This is a genomic window from Paenalkalicoccus suaedae, assembly GCF_006965545.2.
GTDB classification, from domain to species: Bacteria; Bacillota; Bacilli; order Bacillales; family Salisediminibacteriaceae; genus Paenalkalicoccus; species Paenalkalicoccus suaedae.
This window is the reverse complement of the sequence record NZ_CP041372.2, coordinates 795,466-815,188: the sequence shown is the minus strand read 5'-3', so window position 1 is coordinate 815,188 and position 19,723 is coordinate 795,466. Positions and strand designations below refer to the sequence as shown.

General features: G+C 40.8%; 26 protein-coding genes. 14 read left to right on the top strand and 12 right to left on the bottom strand.

Going from position 1 to position 19,723, the window contains the following annotated elements; all coding sequences use genetic code 11:
* Positions 1 to 29: 29 nt before the first annotated feature.
* Both FLK61_RS04715 and FLK61_RS04710 read right to left on the bottom strand, forming a co-directional pair.
* The gene (locus tag FLK61_RS04715) at positions 30 to 695 is read right to left on the bottom strand and encodes a stage II sporulation protein M (RefSeq protein ID WP_249777681.1); all 666 of its coding nucleotides are present in this window, start codon (positions 693 to 695) and stop codon (positions 30 to 32) included.
* Positions 696 to 1,478: a class I SAM-dependent methyltransferase gene (locus FLK61_RS04710; protein ID WP_249777680.1), complete on the bottom strand. Its 783-nt coding sequence runs from the start codon at positions 1,476 to 1,478 to the stop codon at positions 696 to 698.
* A 210-nt stretch (positions 1,479 to 1,688) separates the two neighbouring features.
* Here FLK61_RS04710 and FLK61_RS04705 point away from each other — a divergent pair, with 210 nt between their 5' ends.
* Both FLK61_RS04705 and FLK61_RS04700 read left to right on the top strand, forming a co-directional pair.
* Entirely contained in the window at positions 1,689 to 2,726 is a 1,038-nt protein-coding gene (locus FLK61_RS04705) for a TraB/GumN family protein (RefSeq protein ID WP_176008361.1), read from the top strand.
* A gap of 703 nt (positions 2,727 to 3,429) precedes the next feature.
* On the top strand, positions 3,430 to 4,599 hold the full coding sequence (locus tag FLK61_RS04700; RefSeq protein ID WP_176008360.1) for a cation:proton antiporter: 1,170 nt from the start codon (positions 3,430 to 3,432) through the stop codon (positions 4,597 to 4,599).
* Positions 4,600 to 4,622: 23 nt separating this feature from the next.
* Here the strand turns inward: FLK61_RS04700 and FLK61_RS04695 are convergent, their stop codons facing one another.
* Together FLK61_RS04695 and FLK61_RS04690 are read right to left on the bottom strand one after the other, a co-directional pair.
* A complete protein-coding gene (locus FLK61_RS04695; RefSeq protein ID WP_176008359.1) occupies positions 4,623 to 4,991 on the bottom strand; it encodes a hypothetical protein in 369 nt (122 codons plus the stop codon).
* 59 nt (positions 4,992 to 5,050) lie between these two features.
* Positions 5,051 to 5,323, bottom strand: coding sequence for a hypothetical protein (locus tag FLK61_RS04690; protein WP_176008358.1), 273 nt, complete (start codon positions 5,321 to 5,323; stop codon positions 5,051 to 5,053).
* Between the two features lie 510 nt (positions 5,324 to 5,833).
* Here FLK61_RS04690 and FLK61_RS04685 point away from each other — a divergent pair.
* Entirely contained in the window at positions 5,834 to 6,442 is a 609-nt protein-coding gene (locus tag FLK61_RS04685) for a DUF4352 domain-containing protein (RefSeq protein WP_176008357.1), read from the top strand.
* A 92-nt stretch (positions 6,443 to 6,534) separates the two neighbouring features.
* Here FLK61_RS04685 and FLK61_RS20160 read toward each other — a convergent pair whose 3' ends face one another.
* The 3 genes from FLK61_RS20160 to FLK61_RS04675 all read right to left on the bottom strand — a co-directional run bounded on the left by FLK61_RS20160 (position 6,535) and on the right by FLK61_RS04675 (position 8,468).
* Positions 6,535 to 6,666 carry a hypothetical protein gene (locus FLK61_RS20160; RefSeq protein ID WP_283811886.1) on the bottom strand — a complete coding sequence of 44 codons (132 nt, stop codon included), beginning with the start codon at positions 6,664 to 6,666 and terminating at the stop codon, positions 6,535 to 6,537.
* A 61-nt stretch (positions 6,667 to 6,727) separates the two neighbouring features.
* Complete coding sequence (locus FLK61_RS04680) at positions 6,728 to 7,378, bottom strand: hypothetical protein (protein ID WP_176008356.1); 651 nt, start codon at positions 7,376 to 7,378, stop codon at positions 6,728 to 6,730.
* Between the two features lie 115 nt (positions 7,379 to 7,493).
* Positions 7,494 to 8,468, bottom strand: coding sequence for an alpha/beta fold hydrolase (locus FLK61_RS04675; RefSeq protein ID WP_176008355.1), 975 nt, complete (start codon positions 8,466 to 8,468; stop codon positions 7,494 to 7,496).
* A gap of 160 nt (positions 8,469 to 8,628) precedes the next feature.
* On the opposite strand from FLK61_RS04675, the gene FLK61_RS04670 reads away from it, so the two are divergent.
* Positions 8,629 to 8,781: a DUF1540 domain-containing protein gene (locus tag FLK61_RS04670; RefSeq protein ID WP_176008354.1), complete on the top strand. Its 153-nt coding sequence runs from the start codon at positions 8,629 to 8,631 to the stop codon at positions 8,779 to 8,781.
* Positions 8,782 to 8,841: 60 nt separating this feature from the next.
* Here FLK61_RS04670 and FLK61_RS04665 read toward each other — a convergent pair whose 3' ends face one another.
* On the bottom strand, positions 8,842 to 9,573 hold the full coding sequence (locus FLK61_RS04665; protein WP_176008353.1) for an AAA family ATPase: 732 nt from the start codon (positions 9,571 to 9,573) through the stop codon (positions 8,842 to 8,844).
* Positions 9,574 to 9,706: 133 nt separating this feature from the next.
* On the opposite strand from FLK61_RS04665, the gene FLK61_RS04660 reads away from it, so the two are divergent.
* From FLK61_RS04660 to FLK61_RS04650, 3 genes are all read left to right on the top strand, one after another.
* Positions 9,707 to 10,066 carry a hypothetical protein gene (locus FLK61_RS04660; protein ID WP_176008352.1) on the top strand — a complete coding sequence of 120 codons (360 nt, stop codon included), beginning with the start codon at positions 9,707 to 9,709 and terminating at the stop codon, positions 10,064 to 10,066.
* Positions 10,067 to 10,081: 15 nt separating this feature from the next.
* Positions 10,082 to 10,351 (top strand): hypothetical protein, encoded by a 270-nt coding sequence (locus tag FLK61_RS04655; protein ID WP_176008351.1) that lies wholly within the window; start codon positions 10,082 to 10,084, stop codon positions 10,349 to 10,351.
* A gap of 292 nt (positions 10,352 to 10,643) precedes the next feature.
* Positions 10,644 to 10,913, top strand: a complete 270-nt coding sequence (locus tag FLK61_RS04650; protein WP_176008350.1) for a hypothetical protein — start codon at positions 10,644 to 10,646, stop codon at positions 10,911 to 10,913.
* 92 nt (positions 10,914 to 11,005) lie between these two features.
* Here the strand turns inward: FLK61_RS04650 and FLK61_RS04645 are convergent, their stop codons facing one another.
* Complete coding sequence (locus FLK61_RS04645; RefSeq protein ID WP_176008349.1) at positions 11,006 to 12,127, bottom strand: MFS transporter; 1,122 nt, start codon at positions 12,125 to 12,127, stop codon at positions 11,006 to 11,008.
* A gap of 99 nt (positions 12,128 to 12,226) precedes the next feature.
* Complete coding sequence (locus tag FLK61_RS04640) at positions 12,227 to 12,784, bottom strand: TetR/AcrR family transcriptional regulator (RefSeq protein ID WP_176008348.1); 558 nt, start codon at positions 12,782 to 12,784, stop codon at positions 12,227 to 12,229.
* A 165-nt stretch (positions 12,785 to 12,949) separates the two neighbouring features.
* Between FLK61_RS04640 and FLK61_RS04635 the strand changes: the two genes are divergently transcribed.
* The 4 genes from FLK61_RS04635 (at position 12,950) to FLK61_RS04620 (ending at position 14,882) form a co-directional block, all read left to right on the top strand.
* A complete protein-coding gene (locus tag FLK61_RS04635) occupies positions 12,950 to 13,114 on the top strand; it encodes a YjzC family protein (protein WP_176008347.1) in 165 nt (54 codons plus the stop codon).
* 269 nt (positions 13,115 to 13,383) lie between these two features.
* Positions 13,384 to 13,584 carry a helix-turn-helix transcriptional regulator gene (locus FLK61_RS04630; protein ID WP_176008346.1) on the top strand — a complete coding sequence of 67 codons (201 nt, stop codon included), beginning with the start codon at positions 13,384 to 13,386 and terminating at the stop codon, positions 13,582 to 13,584.
* Positions 13,585 to 13,590: 6 nt separating this feature from the next.
* On the top strand, positions 13,591 to 14,022 hold the full coding sequence (locus FLK61_RS04625) for a hypothetical protein (protein WP_176008345.1): 432 nt from the start codon (positions 13,591 to 13,593) through the stop codon (positions 14,020 to 14,022).
* A 62-nt stretch (positions 14,023 to 14,084) separates the two neighbouring features.
* Positions 14,085 to 14,882 carry a DUF1385 domain-containing protein gene (locus FLK61_RS04620; RefSeq protein WP_176008344.1) on the top strand — a complete coding sequence of 266 codons (798 nt, stop codon included), beginning with the start codon at positions 14,085 to 14,087 and terminating at the stop codon, positions 14,880 to 14,882.
* Between the two features lie 287 nt (positions 14,883 to 15,169).
* On the opposite strand, the gene FLK61_RS04615 is transcribed toward FLK61_RS04620, so the two are convergent.
* Positions 15,170 to 16,018 carry a LysR family transcriptional regulator gene (locus FLK61_RS04615; RefSeq protein ID WP_283811885.1) on the bottom strand — a complete coding sequence of 283 codons (849 nt, stop codon included), beginning with the start codon at positions 16,016 to 16,018 and terminating at the stop codon, positions 15,170 to 15,172.
* 152 nt (positions 16,019 to 16,170) lie between these two features.
* On the opposite strand from FLK61_RS04615, the gene FLK61_RS04610 reads away from it, so the two are divergent.
* From FLK61_RS04610 to arr, 3 genes are all read left to right on the top strand, one after another.
* Positions 16,171 to 16,620 carry a rhodanese-like domain-containing protein gene (locus tag FLK61_RS04610; protein WP_176008342.1) on the top strand — a complete coding sequence of 150 codons (450 nt, stop codon included), beginning with the start codon at positions 16,171 to 16,173 and terminating at the stop codon, positions 16,618 to 16,620.
* Between the two features lie 312 nt (positions 16,621 to 16,932).
* Positions 16,933 to 17,757, top strand: a complete 825-nt coding sequence (locus tag FLK61_RS04605) for an alpha/beta fold hydrolase (RefSeq protein WP_217706308.1) — start codon at positions 16,933 to 16,935, stop codon at positions 17,755 to 17,757.
* A gap of 278 nt (positions 17,758 to 18,035) precedes the next feature.
* Positions 18,036 to 18,452 (top strand): NAD(+)--rifampin ADP-ribosyltransferase, encoded by a 417-nt coding sequence (gene arr, locus FLK61_RS04600; protein ID WP_176008341.1) that lies wholly within the window; start codon positions 18,036 to 18,038, stop codon positions 18,450 to 18,452.
* 324 nt (positions 18,453 to 18,776) lie between these two features.
* Here the strand turns inward: arr and FLK61_RS04595 are convergent, their stop codons facing one another.
* Positions 18,777 to 19,676: an aminoglycoside phosphotransferase family protein gene (locus FLK61_RS04595; protein WP_176008340.1), complete on the bottom strand. Its 900-nt coding sequence runs from the start codon at positions 19,674 to 19,676 to the stop codon at positions 18,777 to 18,779.
* Positions 19,677 to 19,723: the final 47 nt, after the last annotated feature.

Below are 19,723 nucleotides of genomic sequence, written 5' to 3'. Positions count from 1 at the left end.
ATTTATCAATCTCACAAAGACGCCTGCCTTTAAAATAAATTTAATATCATATCTGCAACATACGTTTCCATAAATGCAGCTACAATTATTAATGGAAGTACAAAAACACCGTATGTTAAAAATGTCCCTAGTAATCTCTTTATTATTGTATTGCTTTCTTCCCTTGTATGATCTTTCTTGAATATTCTCTTTAACCGGCTTCTGACAGCTTGATTTAATTTAAAAAGAACTGCTGCAAAAATGCAATAAGCGATAATTTCGAAAAATGTGTATGGAACGGCGCTTAATATAACCTCACTCCCTTGTTTAATATCAAGTTGTAAAACAACTCCATAAACAAATCCAGTTATAATAGAAGTGGAAACGACATTAATAAAGTATAAAAATTGAATAGGGATTAAGGCTATTACGAACATCTGTAAAGGGACCATAAATCCGTTATTAACTATATATGCCCATACTTTAGTTAAACCGTCAGCTTCGCTAACTTGATCGGATGATCTACTATCTAAAAATTCTTGTACTCGACTAATATCAGGATGGATAATTAAAGTTACTATCATTGCAACTATTATTAACGTTACCGATACTATAAAAAAATTCATAGTTCTTTTTACGACGCCTTTTGATATAAAAATAAATTTTCCTCCTTGTTTATTTGTTTCAGTAATTTCTGGTACGAAAATTTGATGCACCTACTTTTTTTCTGCCACAATAAACGTATAATCACCGTTCAAAGACGTGTATTGATTCTGCACATCTACAATATGTCCACTTTTAATATCTTCCTCTAATTGTCGAACTCCTCTACTAACCTCGTCAGGCTGTCCAAACTGCTGAAAGATAGAGATACCTTTACGGACATGCTCATCTACATACATGGCAGGTCGATGCTTTCCACTATAGAGGAAAAAATCTTGAAGATTCGGCTGCACCAGTAGGCTCTCTACTCCATGCACGGCAAATCCACACTCTTTTAACTCCTCTAGTACGCTCTCTACGCGCGGCATTTGCTTGATAGAATCTCGCATCGCCTGTGGGAAATAATGATTTAACCAATAGTGCTCCATTTGAGTAGGACATGATGTAAATAGAACGAATCGACCTGCATCCATTACTCGAAATATCTCAGCAAACGCCTGCTTGAGATCGTTAAAATGATGAATACTTAACATACATGTTACGCCTTGAAAAGTACGATCTTCAAACGGCAGCTGATGCACATCTGCCTGAATCCAATCTAGACGATCATCCTTTTTGCCAGCTCGCTCGAGCATTTGCTCAGATACATCAGCTCCTACCATATTCATGCCACCAGCCGACTTCATCGCAATCGTATAATTCCCGCTACCGCATGCCATATCTAGATACTTCCCCGTTTCAGAAGCATCAAGTAGATGCACCATCCTTCTCGTAATCTCCTGATTCTCTCGCCTTGTCGTATCATAACTAACACCAATCTGATCATACAAAGCCACTATTACCCCCATTTTTTAACTCATATACCATTTTTTAATTATAAACATAATACCAATGCTAAACAATGCTTTCTTTAAGAAAATTGAGTTTAATAGAATTACGACTTAGTGTAAGTCACTTTTAAAAAATCTCCCTCAAAAATCTCGTCCTAAACTGGGAACTTCCTGCCACTCCGACACGTAACTCTTACTATACAGAAAGGTTGTGCTATGATGACGAAAACGAAAATGCTTCTTTCTTCGGTTACACTTGTTGCGTTGCTTGCAGCTTGTGGCAACAACGATGAAGGACAAACGAATGTGAATGCAGATCCAGCAAACAATATCACAAACGAAAACACGAACGTGACAACAGAAGAAAACGATAATGACCTTACGACAGAGGATCCCGATGAGGTTTCTGCAGAAGAAGTGGATTATTCAGGTGACGGCGGATACTTTTATCGTACGGCGAATGGCGATACAACTGTATACATGTTAGGTACGATTCATGTCGGGCACGAGGACTTTTACCCGTTGGCTCCAGAGATTGAAGACGCGTTTGAGGCTTCTGACGTCGTGCTACCGGAGATCGATCTTTCATCGGTCGAGCAGGATGATGCCGCATTTATGAATATGGGAATGTTTGAGGATGACACGACGCTCCAGGATGTGCTGTCAGAGGATGCGTATGAAGAGCTTGTCACCATCGTCGAGAGCCAGGGCCTCTCAAGCGAGATGATCAATCAGTTCCAGCCGTGGATTATCGAATCGATGCTACTTGAAATTCTTATGATGGATAGTGAGCTGTCAGCCTTTGAAGGCGTGGATATGCACTTCCTCCAGCGTGCGCTTGATGATGAGAAAGAAATTAGAGAGCTCGAGTCCGTAGAGGAGCAGTTTGCGATGATGTCTAGCTTTAGCATGGAGACGCAGGTGCAGACGCTTGAGGAGATGATCGAGACGTTTGACGAGCAATCATCCGGGTTAGATGAGCTTGCTTTAGCCTGGATCAACGGTAACGACGAAGAATATCGCAACGAAATGATCGACACACTTGAGGAGAGCTTTGACAACGTAGACGAGGAGTACCGTACGGCCATCAACGACGAGCGCAACATCGATATGGCAAACTCCATCGACGAGATTCTTCAAGAGGATAGCGGCCAAACGTACTTTGTGATCGTAGGTGCCGCCCACTTCCTACTTGATCCAAGCATTCCAAGCGAGCTTGAGGACAAAGGTTACGAGGTCGAGGAGCTTTACTAGGATTTTTTGAGGAGAAAATAACGTCAACAGATCGGCCCACCGCGGGAAGCGGTGGGCTTTTTTGGTTAGGTTATGCATGAAATGGCTGGCTCTTTGGTAATTTGGGGTTGTTTTTGTATGGGATGGGTGGTCCTTTAGCAATTTGAAGTTGTTTTGTATAGAATGGCTGGCTCTTTAGCAGTTTTAGAGTAGATTTAGAGTAACTTGCGCATGCAGCGGGAGAATTATGTTCCGCATTGCAAATTTATGTTCCCTATCTGCTTTTTATGTTCCTCAATCCAGATTTATGTGCCTTATCTGCAAATTATGGACTTCCACCTATTCCTCCACTGAGTTATGTTCCCCATCTAGCTTTTATGTTCCGCATTCCAGATTTATGTGCCTTATCTGCAAATTATGGACTTACACCTATTCCTCTACTGAGTTATGTTCCCTATCTAGCTTTTATGTTCCGCATTCCAGATTTATGTGCCTCATTCGCAAGTTATGGACTTCCACCTATTCCTCCACTGAGTTATGTTCCCCATCTAGCTTTTATGTTCCTCAATCCAGATTTATGTGCCTTATCTGCAAATTATGGACTTCATGATTGCCAGGACCACTATTCAGACAAATTCAAAAACCGTCGAAGGCTCTATACAATAAACAGCCTATGTTTCTAATGAAAACAAAGGGGAATATTTTGTTAAAAGGCGGTGAGGATATGTCTGTTAACATGATTATTATTTTACTAGCAATTGGTTACATAATATTTACGATAGATAAGAAAAAGGAGAACTTTCCCGTCCCTACGATATTGCTTTTAATTGGGATTGCGCTAGCTTTTATTCCTTTTTTCGATGCAGTCGAGGTAACTGAAGATACTATTTATCATATTTTTTTACCAGCACTATTATTTGTTTCGGCCTATCAATATCCAATCAAAGACTTTCTTAAAAATGCTAAAACGATTATTTCACTTGCAACAATCGGTCTCATTCTAACAGTAATTCTATTAGGTTATCTCATTTCGCTTCTCTCACCGCTTGGCTTTATCGAGTCAGCCATTGTTGCTGCTATCCTTACACCAACCGATCCGGTATCAGTTGTGTCGATTATCAAAAAAGCGACGGGAAATAAAGAGATAGCAAGTGTAGTCGAGGGTGAATCAATGTTGAATGATGGCACAAGTATTGTGCTTTTCACCACCTTAATTGCCGTCGCTACGAGCGAGACAGGATTTTCTGTTTCTGCTTTTTTCGGAGATTTCTTATTTGTTTCCTTAGGCGGTGTAGCGATTGGAGTCGTCTGTGGGTATTTAGTAAGCAAGATTGTTCACTACTCTCATCACCGCAATTATCAAATTATGCTCAGCATCATTTTAGCTTATGGAGCTTTTTCCATTGCGGAAGCCGTAGGTATTTCTGGTGTGCTAGCAACTGTAGCAAGTGGGATGATGATCTCCTTTGAGTATGGACAGGCCCAGATGGAAGACCATTTCCGTGAATCAATGGATGGCTTTTGGGAGATTGTAGAAAATAGCTTATTAGCAATCTTATTCCTAGTGATAGGAATTGAGATTACGGAATTTATGGCTATAGATTATTGGATGTATGCTGCAATTATTTTTGTTCTCATGATTGCTGTTCGTTTCATGACGACATATGCCATAACAAAAGTCACTCATCCTACTTCCTGGCGTTATAATGCGCTAGTGTCGTGGGCAGGATTAAAAGGATCCATGTCTGTGTTCTTAATACTTACCTTATATGCTCAGAACGATACTAGTCTAAACAGCGAATGGATGGTTGGAGTCAGCTTTACCGTTGTTTTACTATCATTAATTATACAAAGTTTTAGCATGGTATCCGTATCGCGAGCTATGTTGAAATAAGGCTTAGGATTCGATAGCTGCCTTTACTCGGTTGCTTCTATTCGCTTGAGCTTGATGATTTTGTAAGAATTGCTTATTAAGGTGGTAAATACAATAAGCCAAATCAACGGATGATCGACCCTTAAACCAACAGTAGATTCGCCACCTAGTAAAGTTAAAATGCCTAAAAAGGCAACTAATCCTAATGAAATACTGATACTCAAATAACACTCCTTCATCGGATTCAACGTATTTCCCCACCCTGCAATAACACTAATTATCAAGCTCACTACAAGTACAAAAATCAAGATAGATACAGGTACGGATACCTGTGCAAAATAGTCAGCAATTAAGAGTAATGCCAACATGAACAGAGCTGTAAGTAATGAACTCACATATATGGTTTGTTTCATCTAATTTCACCTCTCAAAATAGAAGGAAACCCTTTTTACTAAGGACTATAAAAAAGTAATTACACTAAGCTAACAACAAATACATGCACAACGATGACAGATGCAAATGCTACCATTCCAACAACCCGTACAGGGTTCGAAAGCTTCATTTCAGCAAACGGTGTTATTCGGTTAAAAATCATACCAAATAAAAAGGTGCCAGCGCCTCCAAGAACAATTTGCAGGAATACAGAAGCATTCATATCTATAAATACGTGGTTTGCAAACAAAATCCATAAATAGCCCAAAAACAAATGAATTGCTACAGTTGTAACTAGGTCGGTTAGTTTCATGAAGAACCTTCTTTATAATAAATCCTTTCCTTCTGAGAAAAAATAACTTCCTTCTAAATCCTATTATAACATTTTTCTGACAACTCCCGACGATCCAACTAGCGCATATCTTCTTAAAATGAACAACTTATCGATCTCTAAAAGAATAATCCGTATATAAATTAAGATTTCCAAAGAATACTACACTAAGTCCAAAGAACGTTATCATAAGAGTGACGTTAAAGTTCGAGGTTACAATCCCACTTATTAGTAACATGATACCTAAGAGCAGATTAATTCCTCCTGAAATAACGCACATTTTGCCGTATGTAGATAATTTATTAATATGGAACCCTCCTTAAATGCTCAGACTTGTACGGAAATATAGCAAACTAAAATGATAAAAGTAAGAGTAAACCACAAATTAGCTTTATCTGAATACTTAAATTACAATTAATTTAAATAATAACCTTTTTTATAGTACTTTACTATGTTAGACTCTCACAGTAGTAATTAATAGGGGGACTTTACATGAAGAAAATGTCAGTAGTACTAGGTACTATCACGTTATCTGCAGCTTTAGTTGCGTGTGGTAATTCAGAAGTAGAAGTAATGGAATCAGAGGACAATGGCAATGTTAACATAGAAGAAAATAACCATCCTGCTAATTCCGGAAATGAAATGGAAGAGAACGATGCCGAAAATACTTCAGATGAAAATAGCGAAAATAACGAACCTGAAGAAGTAGAAATTGAAGAAACCGTAACTATCGGCGATACTATTTCTTTTGACGGATTAGAAATCACCTTAAACGACGCTTATTTATCTGAAGGCAATGAATTTGAAGAGCCTAGAAATGATAGCTTCTTATTATTAGATATGACAATCGCTAATACTAACGAAGAGTCCGCTGATATTTCAACTTTCATGCAAATGTCAGTACAAGATGACGAAGGCTTCACGCACGACCCTGAGATCTATCTAGATGCACAAGGTTCACTTGATGGAGAAATCGGTCCTGGGAGAGATAACCGTGGAGAAGTAGCTTTTGACGTAAACGAGTCTAACACATATGACTTCATTTTCCAAAACCCATTTACATCTGGTCAAGCTATTTGGACTATTGAAGAGGTAGAATAAATATTTCTAAGAATATTTTATAGGTGGCCAATTTTCAAAGTGCTCAGCGAATTTAAATTAAATCGCTGAGCACTTTATACGTTTAAAATACTCTAATATTCTAAAACTATATCCAGTTTCACTTCAAAAGTCTGAACTCTATAGCCATTAAATCTATGTTTCATACTACTTCTTTTCGGGCTTATTTCTCCATTTTTCCAACCTGCTTGTTCACCAAAAAACATCACACATCCTCGTAAACGTTACGAAAACATACGATGCCTTTAAACACTTTTTAAACAGAAACTATTCCATATTTTCTAACTCTAGCCTTGATAAAGAGAGTATACGTGATGAAAATGACCCTTCGCTCTCACCCGCGAAAAATACGCCTGCTGGGCCTTCTACTAATGTATAAACTGGCTCTTCATTCACGCTAATACTCGACTCCTCTAAAAATAGAATATGAGACTCATTGAGCCCCATGAGCGGGTTGCTTAATACTTCTGCCGTTTCTATACCATCTTGAAGTAACAAAACCGTGGAAGCAGAATTGTCCTCAAGGTCTTTAAATACTTCATCTACTTCAAACTCAAACGCAGTCATCGGAAAGCGAGTACCCTCTTCCAAAACTTGATCAAACTCTTCCTTTGCAATAGGTCTCCCGCTAACAACTAGTTTTGCACTCTGATACAATTCATCTACAGTTTCTACCAAAGGATATGTAGCTTCGATTTGATAGTTCCCTACCCTTGGCTCCGCCTTCACAAATCCAGGCATCGCTTCTTCAAGTCCACTCAGCCGACTCCCAGTCGCTTCACTCTCAGCCTGATTCAATTCGATTTCCTCGTCACCCTGTGTCGCTTCCACGTCCGCGTCACCCTGCGAAGCGTCCGCCTCACTATTACACGCAGCCATCAACCCTAGCGCGCTCATCATTACCAAAACCCTTTTCACACAAACTCCTCCTTCAAATAATAACGTTCAGCCGCTTATAGCCAATTAGTCGCCATCTAATTGGTAAAAGTTACATACAGTTCCAGCCTCACATCAATGAAGAAGGAATACGTCATCATCCAACCCGAACCGATCGCTCTTTACCAAGCACCTCTTCCCGCAAAATCTCCATAAACCGCTCCTTCTCCTCTAAATACGGAGAGTGAGCACTGTTTTCAAACGTAAAAAATTGCTTATGAGGCGCTTCGACGTGCTCAAAAAATCGCTTCGCCTCGCTGTGACTCGTTTGATAATCGTATAATCCGTGCACAATATACACCGGTATATCAATCGTCGGAGCAAGTACCGTTGTGTCGGACCCCATCAATGTTTCTGAAATCGACGCATAGGTCGAAAAAAGCGCTATCGGAAAACGAAGTCGCTCCATAATCGAATATTTATTACACAAAAGGACCTGCTTCATCGCCGTATAGTTAGAGAAGCCCTCGCGCTTCATGCCACCACCGTAAGGGATCAAGTAGCGATCCATAATCCGAACAAGGTCACGATTTTTATAAAAATCCTCATCAATTGTCACCGCTCGAATATCCGACTCCGCCTTCGCATCCCCACGCTCCATCGCCGTCTTAAGCAAAAACGCATGCATATCTTTCGTCGACTCCAGCTGACGGCCCATTTGCCCGACACCTATATACGCGTGATAGTGCTCCGGATGGCGATGCGCCATGATACTCCCAAAAAACGATCCCCACGAATGCCCAAATAAATAGACCTTCTCTTTGCCAAACCGCTCCTTCAGGTACTCCGTCACCGCCAACGCATCCGCCACAAGCCGATCCAACGACAACTCCCCCTGCGTCTTCTTGTTATAGGACATCCCAGCACCCCGCTGCTCCCAGTAGCAAACCGTAAACTCCCGCTCCCACTCCAAGGAAGCGTCCTTCGTAATCGCATACTGCGGAAATCCCGGCCCGCCGTGCACCACTAGAAGCACCGGATTCGCCTCATCCGTCGACTCGATAAACATCCCACTCTTATGCCCATCAATCTCTACAAATTCTTTGGTAAAACGTACGTCAGACTTCGCCATATCATTATCCTTCCCCTTTACTTCTCATTTGTTGTATAAAAACAGGCCACACCTGTTAGTATTATCTTCTAAAAATGTAGCAAAACTTCTTTAATAAATTGAGTTAAACCCCTTCAAACCGGGAATAGTATATGTATTCAGTCTACTGGAGGTGAGAAGATTGGACGTATTATGTGAAGTAAGTAACTGTGTACACAATGAAGCAGGCGAGAAATGTGGCGCAACCTCTATTTTCATCGTAAGCGAATCCGGTAAAACAGCTTCCTCCCAGCACGAGACAGACTGCAAAACATTTGAACCACTAGAAAACTAATCGTCCCTCGTAGCCAATTCGTTGGCTACACTTTTTAGCCCATATTGATAATGAGTGTCATTATCGGTCAATCAAATGATGCAACAGCCTCTCTTTATCCTCAAAAAACTGCTTCATTAACGTGTAGTGCCCCGTATTTTCTAAAGACGTCTCAAAGGTCCCGTTCTCACTTAGCTCCAAAATCCGAGCGTATGGATACGCCATTAAAAGCGGCGAGTGTGTAGAGATAATAAACTGCGAGCCGTCCTGCACAAGCTCATGAATTCGAGCGAGCATCGACATTTGGCGAAGCGGCGATAACGCAGCCTCCGGCTCATCTAAAATATACACCCCGTTCCCATCAAACCGATTCATGAAAACAGAAAAAAAGGACTCCCCATGTGATTGCTTATGTAGAGATGTGCCACCGTATGAATTAATCACACCTAACTCTTCTATGTTTGTTGCGACATTATAGAATGTTTCTGCACGAAAGAAAAAGCCGTCCTTTGGACGTTGCGGTCCCTTCGATACACGCAGATAATTTTCTAAATTAGAGTGTGAGTCGAAGGTAGAGAAGGTAAAATTCCGCGTACCTCCTTCCGGATTAAAGCCATAGTGAATAGCAAGTGCCTCCAAGAGTGTCGATTTACCCATCCCGTTTTCTCCGACGATATACGTAACATTCGGGTGAAGCAGTATCTCGGTTAAGTGTTGAATCACAGGAAGATTAAACGGAAACGTATCCGGTGGAGGTGGATCTTGCTTTAAACTAATTCGCTTAATGTATTGATTTTGCTCGTTCAGCATCATCTGTACCAACACCCCTCTTTTCTTTAAGTTTACCACACCAAATTGTGAACAAAATACCAATTTATACTAGAATTAAGCTGGGTTTTCTTGTAAAGTTAAGAGTGGATATACATAGATAAAGGGTGAATTAGCAATGCGTTTACATGTCATAAGCCTCATCGCAGGTGTACTATTATTAACCGGCTGCTCTAATTATGGCGAGCCATTAGGGTTAGACGGCGATCGCGTCTTCGCAGCGGTCAAAGAGCATACGATAGAGTTAGAGGAGTTTGAGAGCGATTATACGGAACGCGATATCGAACTAGAGAGAATCTGCGCGGTAGCTGACGAAGATTTTGAAGTGATCTATCGCATATTCTGGCAAACTTCCGATGCTCCTAGAGCAAATTACGGTGGCTATTATGTCACTTTCATGGAAGAACCTGATTATCAGCTTGTTAACAATGCTCCAAAAGACATATACAACTCAATTGGCTGCCACGAATTTAACTAAGCAGGAGGAATGCGTGTGGTAATACTCATTTTTATGGGGATCATCTTACTTATTGTCGCTATTGACTATGTGATTTTTAAGCTAACTGATTTAAATCGCACCCGCCGTCTGATCGCAGGGGCGATCGCTCTTTTCGTACTACCACCACTTGCATATTGGACCTCTGTTTCCTTGCTCATGCCGCATGATCCAGGTGGGTTTGGCACGGTCAGCGTCGCATTTTTAATTACAGGATTATTTATTATTAATGGCATTATCATCTTCATTTCCTCGGCATTTGCATAGAAAATATGCAGGTGCTTTTTTTGTTTTTAGATTTCGCCTTCTTTGATCTTGTTTGAGCGTGCGTTTACTTTCCTTTGCACTTCCTGGCGCCTTGTTTGCACGTCTACTTTTCTTTGCACGTCCTCACACACTGTTTGTTCCTCCTACCCCTGGCTTTGCGCCTGCTGGCACTTGGTTTAACCCTCTTAACAACTCGTTTGCTCCTCCCTCTCTTCCCCGCATCTAAAAAGGAATGTCCCCTCATCTCAAGCATAAGCTAAAGTACAACCACTCTAAACAAGGAGGAGCGCACATGGATATACTCATTTTACTCGGCGTTTTAGTTCTCATCGCAGGCATCAACTACGCCATCTTTAGGCTTACTGCTTTACATCGTCCAAGCCGTGTTATCGCTGGTGTCGTTACTCTCCTTGCGCTCCCGCCTCTCTCCTACTGGGCTACCTTTTATTTAATGTTGCCCAACGACTCCGGCGCATTCAACTCGGTGTTGGTTGCTTTTTTAGTCGCCAGCTTCTTCGTTATTAACGGCATCGTGCTCCTAATTTCAACTGCCTTCGCATAGAAAATATTATAAATGTGCCATCAACTTTCCTTTGCACATCCTCAAACCCTGTTTGTTCCTCCGACTTTCGTTTACAACTCTATCTTCCTCATTCACTCCTTCGGCTTCAACACTAACGCCACAAAGCCTACAGCTGCATACACAAGAAACACAGCGTCGAATCCGATTGCTCCTGCGAGACCGCCGGCGACTGCTGAGCCAATTACTTGTCCAGCTGCGAGGAAAATGAACGGGATTCCAATACCTAGTGACGGACTGTCTTTAAAGATACGAATGCCCCATAAAATGAGCACGCCACTCATAAAGATGTACGAGCTACCAAATAAAATGGCGGACAACACGCCGATCAAGGCGCTCGTCACCGTTGCCACAATAGTCGCGGAGGAGAGTGCTAATACAATCACGGAAAGTCTAAATGCCACAACGAGTCCGAATCGGTTAATGACCGCTCCAACCGTCCCTCCTAATAACCCCGCTAACCCAATAATGATCCAAAAGCCTTGTCCTAAAAAGGCTGGAGCCTCCTCTAAGTTAACAATATAGTCACGAGAAAACGTCCAATAGGCTGCACTAGAAATACCTAGTAGCATGGAGGCTATAATGAGCTTCAAAGAACGTTGCACATCCGCCTTGCCAAAACGTATCGCACGATTTGCCCCCGAAGAATGATTTTTAGGAAGCACTTTGTAATTTATCGCAAGCACGGCTAGAGCTACGATCATGAACGCGAGGTAGCTCACGCGCCACTGATCCCCGATGACGAGCGCGACGATTCCGGCGAGCGCGGTACCGATGCTCGTGCCGGAGTTGATCCACGAGTTTGTCTGGTTTTGCTCGGTATCGGCGATGTTGGCTCTGACGATACCGGCATATGGCGGGGAGGCAAATCCGGTGCTAAGCCCGGCCACAAAGATGCCAATCCCTAAAATAAGTGGGTTCGGTGAGCCAGCGATGATGCTCAAGCCCACTACGGACGCGGTGCCGGCGACGATGAGAATCGTTTTGGGCGTGACGCGTTTGGAATAGATCATGGCTAACAGAATTGCAACACAGTAGGCCAGGTACGACAGGGACGAGATAATGCCGGTTGTCGCTGGTTGCATCTCTAAAGTTTGATTTATATATGGAAGCATGAGTCCGAAGCTAAATCGCGATAGGCCATAGGATACTGCGATCATCGGGAGCCCTGCTAAAATTAATTTGTATGGATTCATTGTTTTATTGTCCTCCTTCATTCAGATAGAACGATCATTCTAATAAAGGTGAAAATAAAAGGAAGTAGCGAATGGCTATTTCCTTTAAGGCGTTTTGGATTAGTTGCTTGCGCTGCTGAAGATTCCTTCTACGAGCTGATGGGCATGGTGTTTGACGTCCTCTTTATCGACTAATTGAATCATGGAGGTCATGCCTTCTATGATAATAGAAAGGTACAAAATACATTCCTTTTCGTTTGTAATCCCTGAGAGATCCTTCTCGATTTTGTCCATGAGCTTTTGCTTATGAGCCTTGCTTATTGACGCTATCTGCTCATTCGATTCTGCGTACTCCTGCTTCGCACGTAAAAATAAGCATCCGTTTTTCCCGCTCTCCTCAAGCCAGGCCTGGTGCGCGTCAATGAGGGAATGGGCGTAAGTACGTGCGTCTGCGTGCTTGTTAAGTTTGCTATCGATGGTCAGAAAATAATGTTGCTCTCTTCGAAGTAGGATCTCCTCGATTAACTCTTCCTTCGATTTAAAGTGATAGTACATCGTCATAGTCGCCACGCCAGCTTCTTCTAAAATTCGCTTAATCCCAACTGCATGAAAGCCGTGCTTATAAAACAGCGTCTCCGCAGTATCTAGGATAGCTTCTTTCTTCGATGATCTTGCCATATTCACACCTCTTTGTTAGAACGATCGTTCTAGTAACTGTAACAGATGGATGGGTGTTGTGCAATGGTTGGGTGTTAGTAGGAAATTTCACAAAATCACACCTAGTAATTACTTCCAATTAAGGTGCACCTCTGATACAATGGCAAAAAAAGGAGGTGACAGTCCATGAGTGAATTAATCAAGCCAGGCACAGACAACCAACGAGCAGGCACCTATGTAGAAGTTGGTCCAAGAGGCGGAAGCGTGAGCGACGCTCGTACCGTCAAAATCGATCAAGGTGATCGACTCCCTCCCACGCAAGAAGAAGGTAATATGTGGAGAAAACAGTAAGTAAACATGGCTACCCATTTGTGTACATGCAGGTGGGTAGCTTTTTTTGATTGGATAAAGTGATTTTTATTCCATTATGCAAAAAAACGTCCACCCCCTTCGATAAAGTAAAACGGGGGGGACAACCTGTTTACTTAATTGTATGTTTTTCATCCGTTCCACCCACTGATCAATTGAAACTAATCTGATCCCTATAACAAGAACACGCAATATATACATTGAAAAATGCAATATATATGTTACACTAAAAGAAAAAAAGGAGCAGGATATTGAGCAATAGAATGAAAGTTGCGAGAACGGAAAAAGGCCTTACACAACAGGAGTTAGCAAAGCTTGTTGGGATTACGAGACAGACAGTAAGTTTAATAGAAAAAGGAAAATATAATCCATCACTAAAGCTTTGTTTAGAGATCTGCTATCAGCTAGATAAAACGCTTGATCAATTGTTTTGGATCGAAAAGGAGAGGTGACACTAGATGTTTAAAAAGATAACTGATGAAAGAGTCTTATTAAAAAATCTAAAGATGTTCAGAACACTATTTTTAGTGCAGACCGCTGGAATCATCATCGTTTTACTTTTGCATGTATTGGAAAACGGCATGCAGGAACTTACCTCTACTCCTGTGTGGTACGTATTTATCCTAACTGCGATCGTATCTGGTTACTTACAAATGGATGTTACTGTAGATAACGATGACAAGGATAAGGCGCCACCTACATATTTCTATGTCGTCGGATTCATCGGCTGTTTAGCTATCGCGGCTTCCATCTCTTTCATTGCCTTAGCAGAAAATTCATTTGCCGTAAAAACACTTGCGACAGCTTTACTCTTCATTGCTTGCTATGCACCTTTTTCCTATGCTCTTTATTTAAAAACAAAGAAGGCAAAAGAGTTGAATGAAGAGTAGTTCTATTTGTAAGTAACCGTACATACATGTTTCATCTAGACAAATTCGAGAGGACTGATTGAGTGGGTCAAACAAAAGAAGAGCCTGTCATATTAGGTGGCATGGCTCATGCAGACGGAGTGACATTTTTTAGTGAGTCGCATCAAGTGAAAGCATTCTATCAAAAAGACGGCGGGATCTCCGTATCGAGTAAGGAGCTTCGACCAGCTCCTCAGAAGTTAAAAGAACTAGTAAAGATCCCCGTTTTTCGCGGTTACGTGGACGCTCTTCGCGCGATTTACATAAACTGGGTAGCAGGACTGCTCATGATACTGTTTCCTTTCGGAGTAGCCTTCGGTCTATCAATTCTACAAGCTACGTCCCTTGATCAGGCCTTCTCGTTCTTAATTGGTATCGCAAGTGGTCTGGCACTTCCCATAATTATATACATTTTTCTTATTAAATCTCGAACAAACATTACGAAGTTTCACGGCGCGGAGCATATCATTCATAACCTGCATTGGCATGATAAATCGATTGATTCCTCCTACCTAACCTCCTATCGCTTTCATAAGTGGTGTGGGTCGTCCTGGATCGCAATTTTTATGACGTACATGATCGTCATGTCGTTTTTACCCGTGCCACCTATCGTTACGGCTCTCCTCTGGTTCGCATTCTACGGAGAGCTTACGATGAATGAGCACCCAATCGTGAGCAAGCTCCTCAAGCCGATTCACTACATCGGCTTCGCTTTCCAGCTTGTCACAACCTCCAAGCCCAAGGACTACCACCTTTCAGCTGCGAGAAAAGCGGCGAAAGTGTTACTTGCAAAGGAGAGAAAAGTACACGTACGTGCAGAGTCAGAAACAAAAGCGCTCTAAATATGTAAAAAGGAGAACCGGTGCTATCTTTAAGTTAACAGACATGACGTTAAACACGATGACGTTTTTGGCCTTCCCTCTACTACCAACAGGACACTCTGACAGCTGTCTCATTTATAAAGGCAAAAAATCCGTTCGAACTCTGCCGTGTCTTTGCGTTTAATAGATAGTAGGACACGTAGACGAATCCTTTACTTCAATCAACGGAGCCCCTTACCCAACATGTTGGGCAGGGGCTATTAGCTAAGGTTTTGTCACAGTATGTTTTTGCTGATCTATTTCCAAAATCACTGTGTAGAGGTTGATTGACATAACGTTATAAATGATTTAAATACGTTTTGATTGGTTTTTTCTGTTCTATAAACTAATTGACTAAAGAAATCTAAGTCTTCATCCATATAATGAATCCCCTTAAGCTTTTCGTGTTTTTCTATCACGAACTCTGGTAGAAACCCAATCCCCCAATCATTTTGAACGGCTTTCTTTATCGTTTCCACACTACTCAGCTCCATTGAGACATTATAAGTCATCGTTTGTTTCTTTAATTGATCGAGCAAGCGTGCACGGTATGTACACCCCTCTTCCGTTAGGATCAATGGTTGATGTTCTAGGTCTTCTACCTTTATTGACGTTTTCTTAGCCAAAATATGGTGTTGAGGAACAACTATCATCATAGCTTCCTTTTGAATAGGAAGACTTTTAATACCAGAAGATTTATAAGGAGAATCTAGAATAAGGCCAAAATCTATTTCTTTTTCTTTTATCATCCGAATGATGTTTTTTTCCGAGTCTGGAACTATACGTATTAAAATATTAGGATATTGTTCCTTAAATATCGCTAGTATTTTTGGTAAATAGTAAATTGCTAATGTCTCAATCGTTCCAATTGAGATAGATTTAACTTCCTGTTCTTGTAATGCCAAATGAGATTCTTGATATAAAGAGAGCATCTGTTTTGCATAGTCAAAAAGTAACTCTCCGGAAGAAGTTGGCTTCATGTACCTACCTTTTCTCTCTAATAATGCATTTCCACCATATAATTTCTCCAGTTTTTGTATATGATTCGTAACACTAGATTGAGCATAGTCCAATTCCATAGCTGCACGAGTGTAACTACCAACTTCCACAACCCGCACAAATGTTTTAAGGTATAAAAGTTCGATACAGACCAGCTCCTCACATCATAATTAGTGATAATAAGTATCTATAATTATCTATAACAACAATGCAAAAAACAAGATAAGATTAATTTGTAGTAAAAAAACAAATACAAAGGTGGTTTTAAAAAATGACATCAAAACCAAGATTTGCATTAACATTAGACGTTGAACCTGCTAATCCAAAGGACGCTTATAATTTTTTCATGCAGAAATTATCTTATGAAACCGACGTTGCAGACCTTTCAATAGATATAAAGAAAGGATATGAAGGTATTGTTATTGTGGATGTAAGAGATGTAGAATCGTTCGAAGAATGTCACATTCCAACTGCAATATCAATCCCGACTAACAAAATTAGTGAGGAGACAACAAACAACCTATCTAAAGAAAAAGTGATTATCACCTATTGCTGGGGTCCAGCTTGTAACGGCGCAACTAGAGCTGCCGCTAGATTTGCACAATTAGGTTTTAGAGTAAAAGAACTTATTGGCGGAATCGAGTATTGGCGTAAAGAGAATGGTGAAGTTGAAGGCAAGCTAGGTCAGAAAGCAGATTTATATTGGAAGATAAAGAGGTAAAAATCGATTTTATTAAGATGTGATTAGCTTAAATACACATAAAATCCTTAGTCAAATTAAATGTAGTATTACTATATACACTCAAACAAACGAGACAGAATCCTTGAAGGTACTTTCAGTTCCAGTGCATGGCCAAAAGGATATTATAGTAAATTTCAAGAGCACTTCATTGTGTAAGTTACTCTGATGTTCGCGTTACTATTATGACACAGCACAGTGGGCTATCGGGTTATTTGCGTAAAGAATAAATACTGTTCAGATAAACTTAACATCACCTATTTATTTCATCACACGTACTGGAGGTATACTATTTTGGAACACGTTAAATTAAGAAAAAGCTTTGCCTCATCGTTCGGAAAAATTAGTTATGATTTCATGGGTGAAGGCCCCCCCATCATCCTTGTACATGGAACCCCATGGTCATCGTTTAACTGGCGACATATTATCCCCGCACTAAGTCAATGGTTTACGGTATACTATTATGATCTTTTAGGTTATGGACAGTCAGATAAGCCTGAGGGAGATGTTTCACTGGGCGTTCAGAATAAAATTTTGCTAGAATTTCTCCATCATTTGGAGCTAAACAAACCTATCGTTATCGGCCATGATTTCGGAGGAACCACTGTTTTAAGAACACACCTATTAGGAAAACAAGACTTTGAAAAAATGATCCTTATTGATCCTGTGGCTCTTGCCCCGTGGGGCTCTCCTTTTTTCTCACATGTAAATAAATATGAGATAGCTTTTCAAGGAATCCCGGAATACATTCATGAGTCCATTGTTTCAACTTATGTCCAAGGAGCAGCATATAAGACCCTAGATAAAGAAACATTAGAAGGAATTGTGAGCCCATGGCTTGGTTCTAGTGGACAGAGTGGATTTTATCGACAAATTGCACAAGCAGATCAACGATACACGGACGAAATAGAACCCTTTTACAACGATATTAGAGACCCTGTTTTGCTTATTTGGGGAGAGCAGGATAATTGGATTCCAATAGAAAAAGGAAAAGAGTTACGCGATAAAATTGAAACAGCAGAATTTATTTCTATCCCTAACGCTGGGCACTTAGTGCAGGAAGATCAACCCGCCGAATTGGTATCACACATACTTAAATTCCTTTTTACAAAAGCTTAATATGATTTCCCTTTCCAGCTTGTCACAACCTCTAAGCCCGACGACTACCACCTTTCACCTGCGAGAAAAGTAGCGAAAGTGCTACTTGCAAAGGAGACAAACGTACACGTTATGTAAAGCACTTCGCTCATGATGGCGGAGTGCTTTGCTTTTCAATCTTTAATTGTATTTCTCTCTACTTTAAGTATACTGTGAATTTTTGTTTATTTGCAGACTATTTTTTCTGTAGTCGCTACACTATACTGATTTTACACCTTAATTAGAAGGAGTGGATTTGTATGAGTGAGCCAACACCAGCTTTAGATAATGGGCCTTTCTTTCATGGTACGAAGGCGAAACTAAACATCGGTGACCTGCTAGAGCCTCAGTATGTCTCTAATTATCAAGAGAAGAAGTCAAATCATATTTACTTTACGGCCACATTGGACGCCGCTAAATGGGGGGCAGAATTAGCTAAAACAGATGCAAAAGAGCGCATATATATAGTGGAGCCTTTAGGAGAGTTTGAAAATGATCCTAATGTAACGGATAAAAGGTTTCCGGGTAATCCAACACGCTCTTACAGATCTAAACAGCCACTAAAGATTGTGGCTGAATTAGGAGCATGGGAAAGACATAGTGACGAGCAAATTAAGGGAATGCTGGCGTCTTTAAACAAGCTTCGTGAAGAAGGAAAATATAGTATAGAAGACTAAGCTTTATTCACGCTCATAGCTCATATTTAGAAATTCATACGTGCCTCCGTTTGTTTGTTTGTTGGATAAACGTCTCGCCTTCTTCGAAAGTGCTAGGACTAGCTTTTGGCCTAATAGGAGGATATATCCTAATTTGGTTTTTAAGCTTGTACGTAGTCGGCTCCGTGTCCTTGACCAGTTAGATCTGGTCTCATGCCTAACCCTATCTCGTAGGTTCCTTCCTCCCTTTTACTGACAGTGAGGAAGGCAACCAAGCTGTTTTCCTTGAAAGCAGCAAACGTTGTCTCTCCTTATGTACGATCGCTACTTAGTTAGTCCACCTCATTAATACCACTTAGGCGTTATCCTCCTGAAGTAATCATGGTCATCTAAGTACGTATACACTTTATCTAGCATCTCGTCTAAGCTGTCCGGAATCACCTTTAACGTCCAAATCACTGTGGAAAACACGCACATGGCAAGATATAGAGAATACAGTCTCCAAAATTCGTCGTCTGGATCTTCGTTATAAAAGTAGCCTCTAATTTGCCCTCTTGAAAAAGGAATACTTACCCCTCTAGTAAAAATGCCAACCTTTAAAAATTCGTGATAAGGATCGCCCCAGTCAAATCGACCAAAGTCTACTACTCCCACAAATTCTTTGTTGCTTACAATGATGTTACTTACATGATAATCGTCATGTTGAAATAGGTTAGGTCGATGTTTCATTAAATGAATGTTTTGATCAATAAACTCCATAATAGTATGATCATTCTGCACTTTTACATCACATGCCAAATACGCCTCGATATAACGCTGATGTTTTTCAACTTTCCTCTCATACCACGAAGAAATATCGGGAGGCGCTTCTAGCTGATGCATCCTTCTGAGCTCTTCTCCTGCCCTCAACCCTAGCTTATACTGTTCCACTTCGGAGTAGGTGGAGATTTCATCCTCCGCGTCATTCCCATCCAGATAAGATGTGACCGAGTATCCCTGTCCCTCTACCTCACCAATTAATATAGGCTGCGAGCAAGTGATCTTGTATTCCTGCATCCTTTCCAAAATTCTGAACTCCGCCTTTTTTGACTCTAACTCCCTCCCATCAAACAGTCGAAGCAACAATTTCTGTCCATCTTCCATATGTACTAAATACTTTTTATCTGTAGAAAATCCCTTTTTGATTTCTATCACTTCGGTGCATCTGCTTTTTAATTGTAGTTGGTTAATGAAGTCTATATTCATGATGTCCCTCCCTCTTTGCTTATGTTGTATGTTTAATCACAGCTAAT

Excerpts from the sequence above, each read along its gene's own strand:
- FLK61_RS20160 (WP_283811886.1), bottom strand. The coding sequence starts at position 6,666 with ATGTTTTTTGGTGAACAAGCAGGTTGGAAAAATGGAGAAATAAGCCCG.
- FLK61_RS04660 (WP_176008352.1), top strand. The coding sequence starts at position 9,707 with ATGCGTTTACATGTCATAAGCCTCATCGCAGGTGTACTATTATTAACC.
- FLK61_RS04645 (WP_176008349.1), bottom strand. The coding sequence starts at position 12,127 with ATGAATCCATACAAATTAATTTTAGCAGGGCTCCCGATGATCGCAGTA.
- FLK61_RS04595 (WP_176008340.1), bottom strand. The coding sequence starts at position 19,676 with ATGAATATAGACTTCATTAACCAACTACAATTAAAAAGCAGATGCACC.
- FLK61_RS04625 (WP_176008345.1), top strand. The coding sequence starts at position 13,591 with ATGTTTAAAAAGATAACTGATGAAAGAGTCTTATTAAAAAATCTAAAG.
- FLK61_RS04685 (WP_176008357.1), top strand. The coding sequence starts at position 5,834 with ATGAAGAAAATGTCAGTAGTACTAGGTACTATCACGTTATCTGCAGCT.
- arr (WP_176008341.1), top strand. The coding sequence starts at position 18,036 with ATGAGTGAGCCAACACCAGCTTTAGATAATGGGCCTTTCTTTCATGGT.
- FLK61_RS04700 (WP_176008360.1), top strand. The coding sequence starts at position 3,430 with ATGTCTGTTAACATGATTATTATTTTACTAGCAATTGGTTACATAATA.
- FLK61_RS04695 (WP_176008359.1), bottom strand. The coding sequence starts at position 4,991 with ATGAAACAAACCATATATGTGAGTTCATTACTTACAGCTCTGTTCATG.
- FLK61_RS04610 (WP_176008342.1), top strand. The coding sequence starts at position 16,171 with ATGACATCAAAACCAAGATTTGCATTAACATTAGACGTTGAACCTGCT.
- FLK61_RS04635 (WP_176008347.1), top strand. The coding sequence starts at position 12,950 with ATGAGTGAATTAATCAAGCCAGGCACAGACAACCAACGAGCAGGCACC.
- FLK61_RS04665 (WP_176008353.1), bottom strand. The coding sequence starts at position 9,573 with ATGATGCTGAACGAGCAAAATCAATACATTAAGCGAATTAGTTTAAAG.
- FLK61_RS04705 (WP_176008361.1), top strand. The coding sequence starts at position 1,689 with ATGATGACGAAAACGAAAATGCTTCTTTCTTCGGTTACACTTGTTGCG.
- FLK61_RS04675 (WP_176008355.1), bottom strand. The coding sequence starts at position 8,468 with ATGGCGAAGTCTGACGTACGTTTTACCAAAGAATTTGTAGAGATTGAT.
- FLK61_RS04690 (WP_176008358.1), bottom strand. The coding sequence starts at position 5,323 with ATGAAACTAACCGACCTAGTTACAACTGTAGCAATTCATTTGTTTTTG.
- FLK61_RS04640 (WP_176008348.1), bottom strand. The coding sequence starts at position 12,784 with ATGGCAAGATCATCGAAGAAAGAAGCTATCCTAGATACTGCGGAGACG.
- FLK61_RS04650 (WP_176008350.1), top strand. The coding sequence starts at position 10,644 with ATGGATATACTCATTTTACTCGGCGTTTTAGTTCTCATCGCAGGCATC.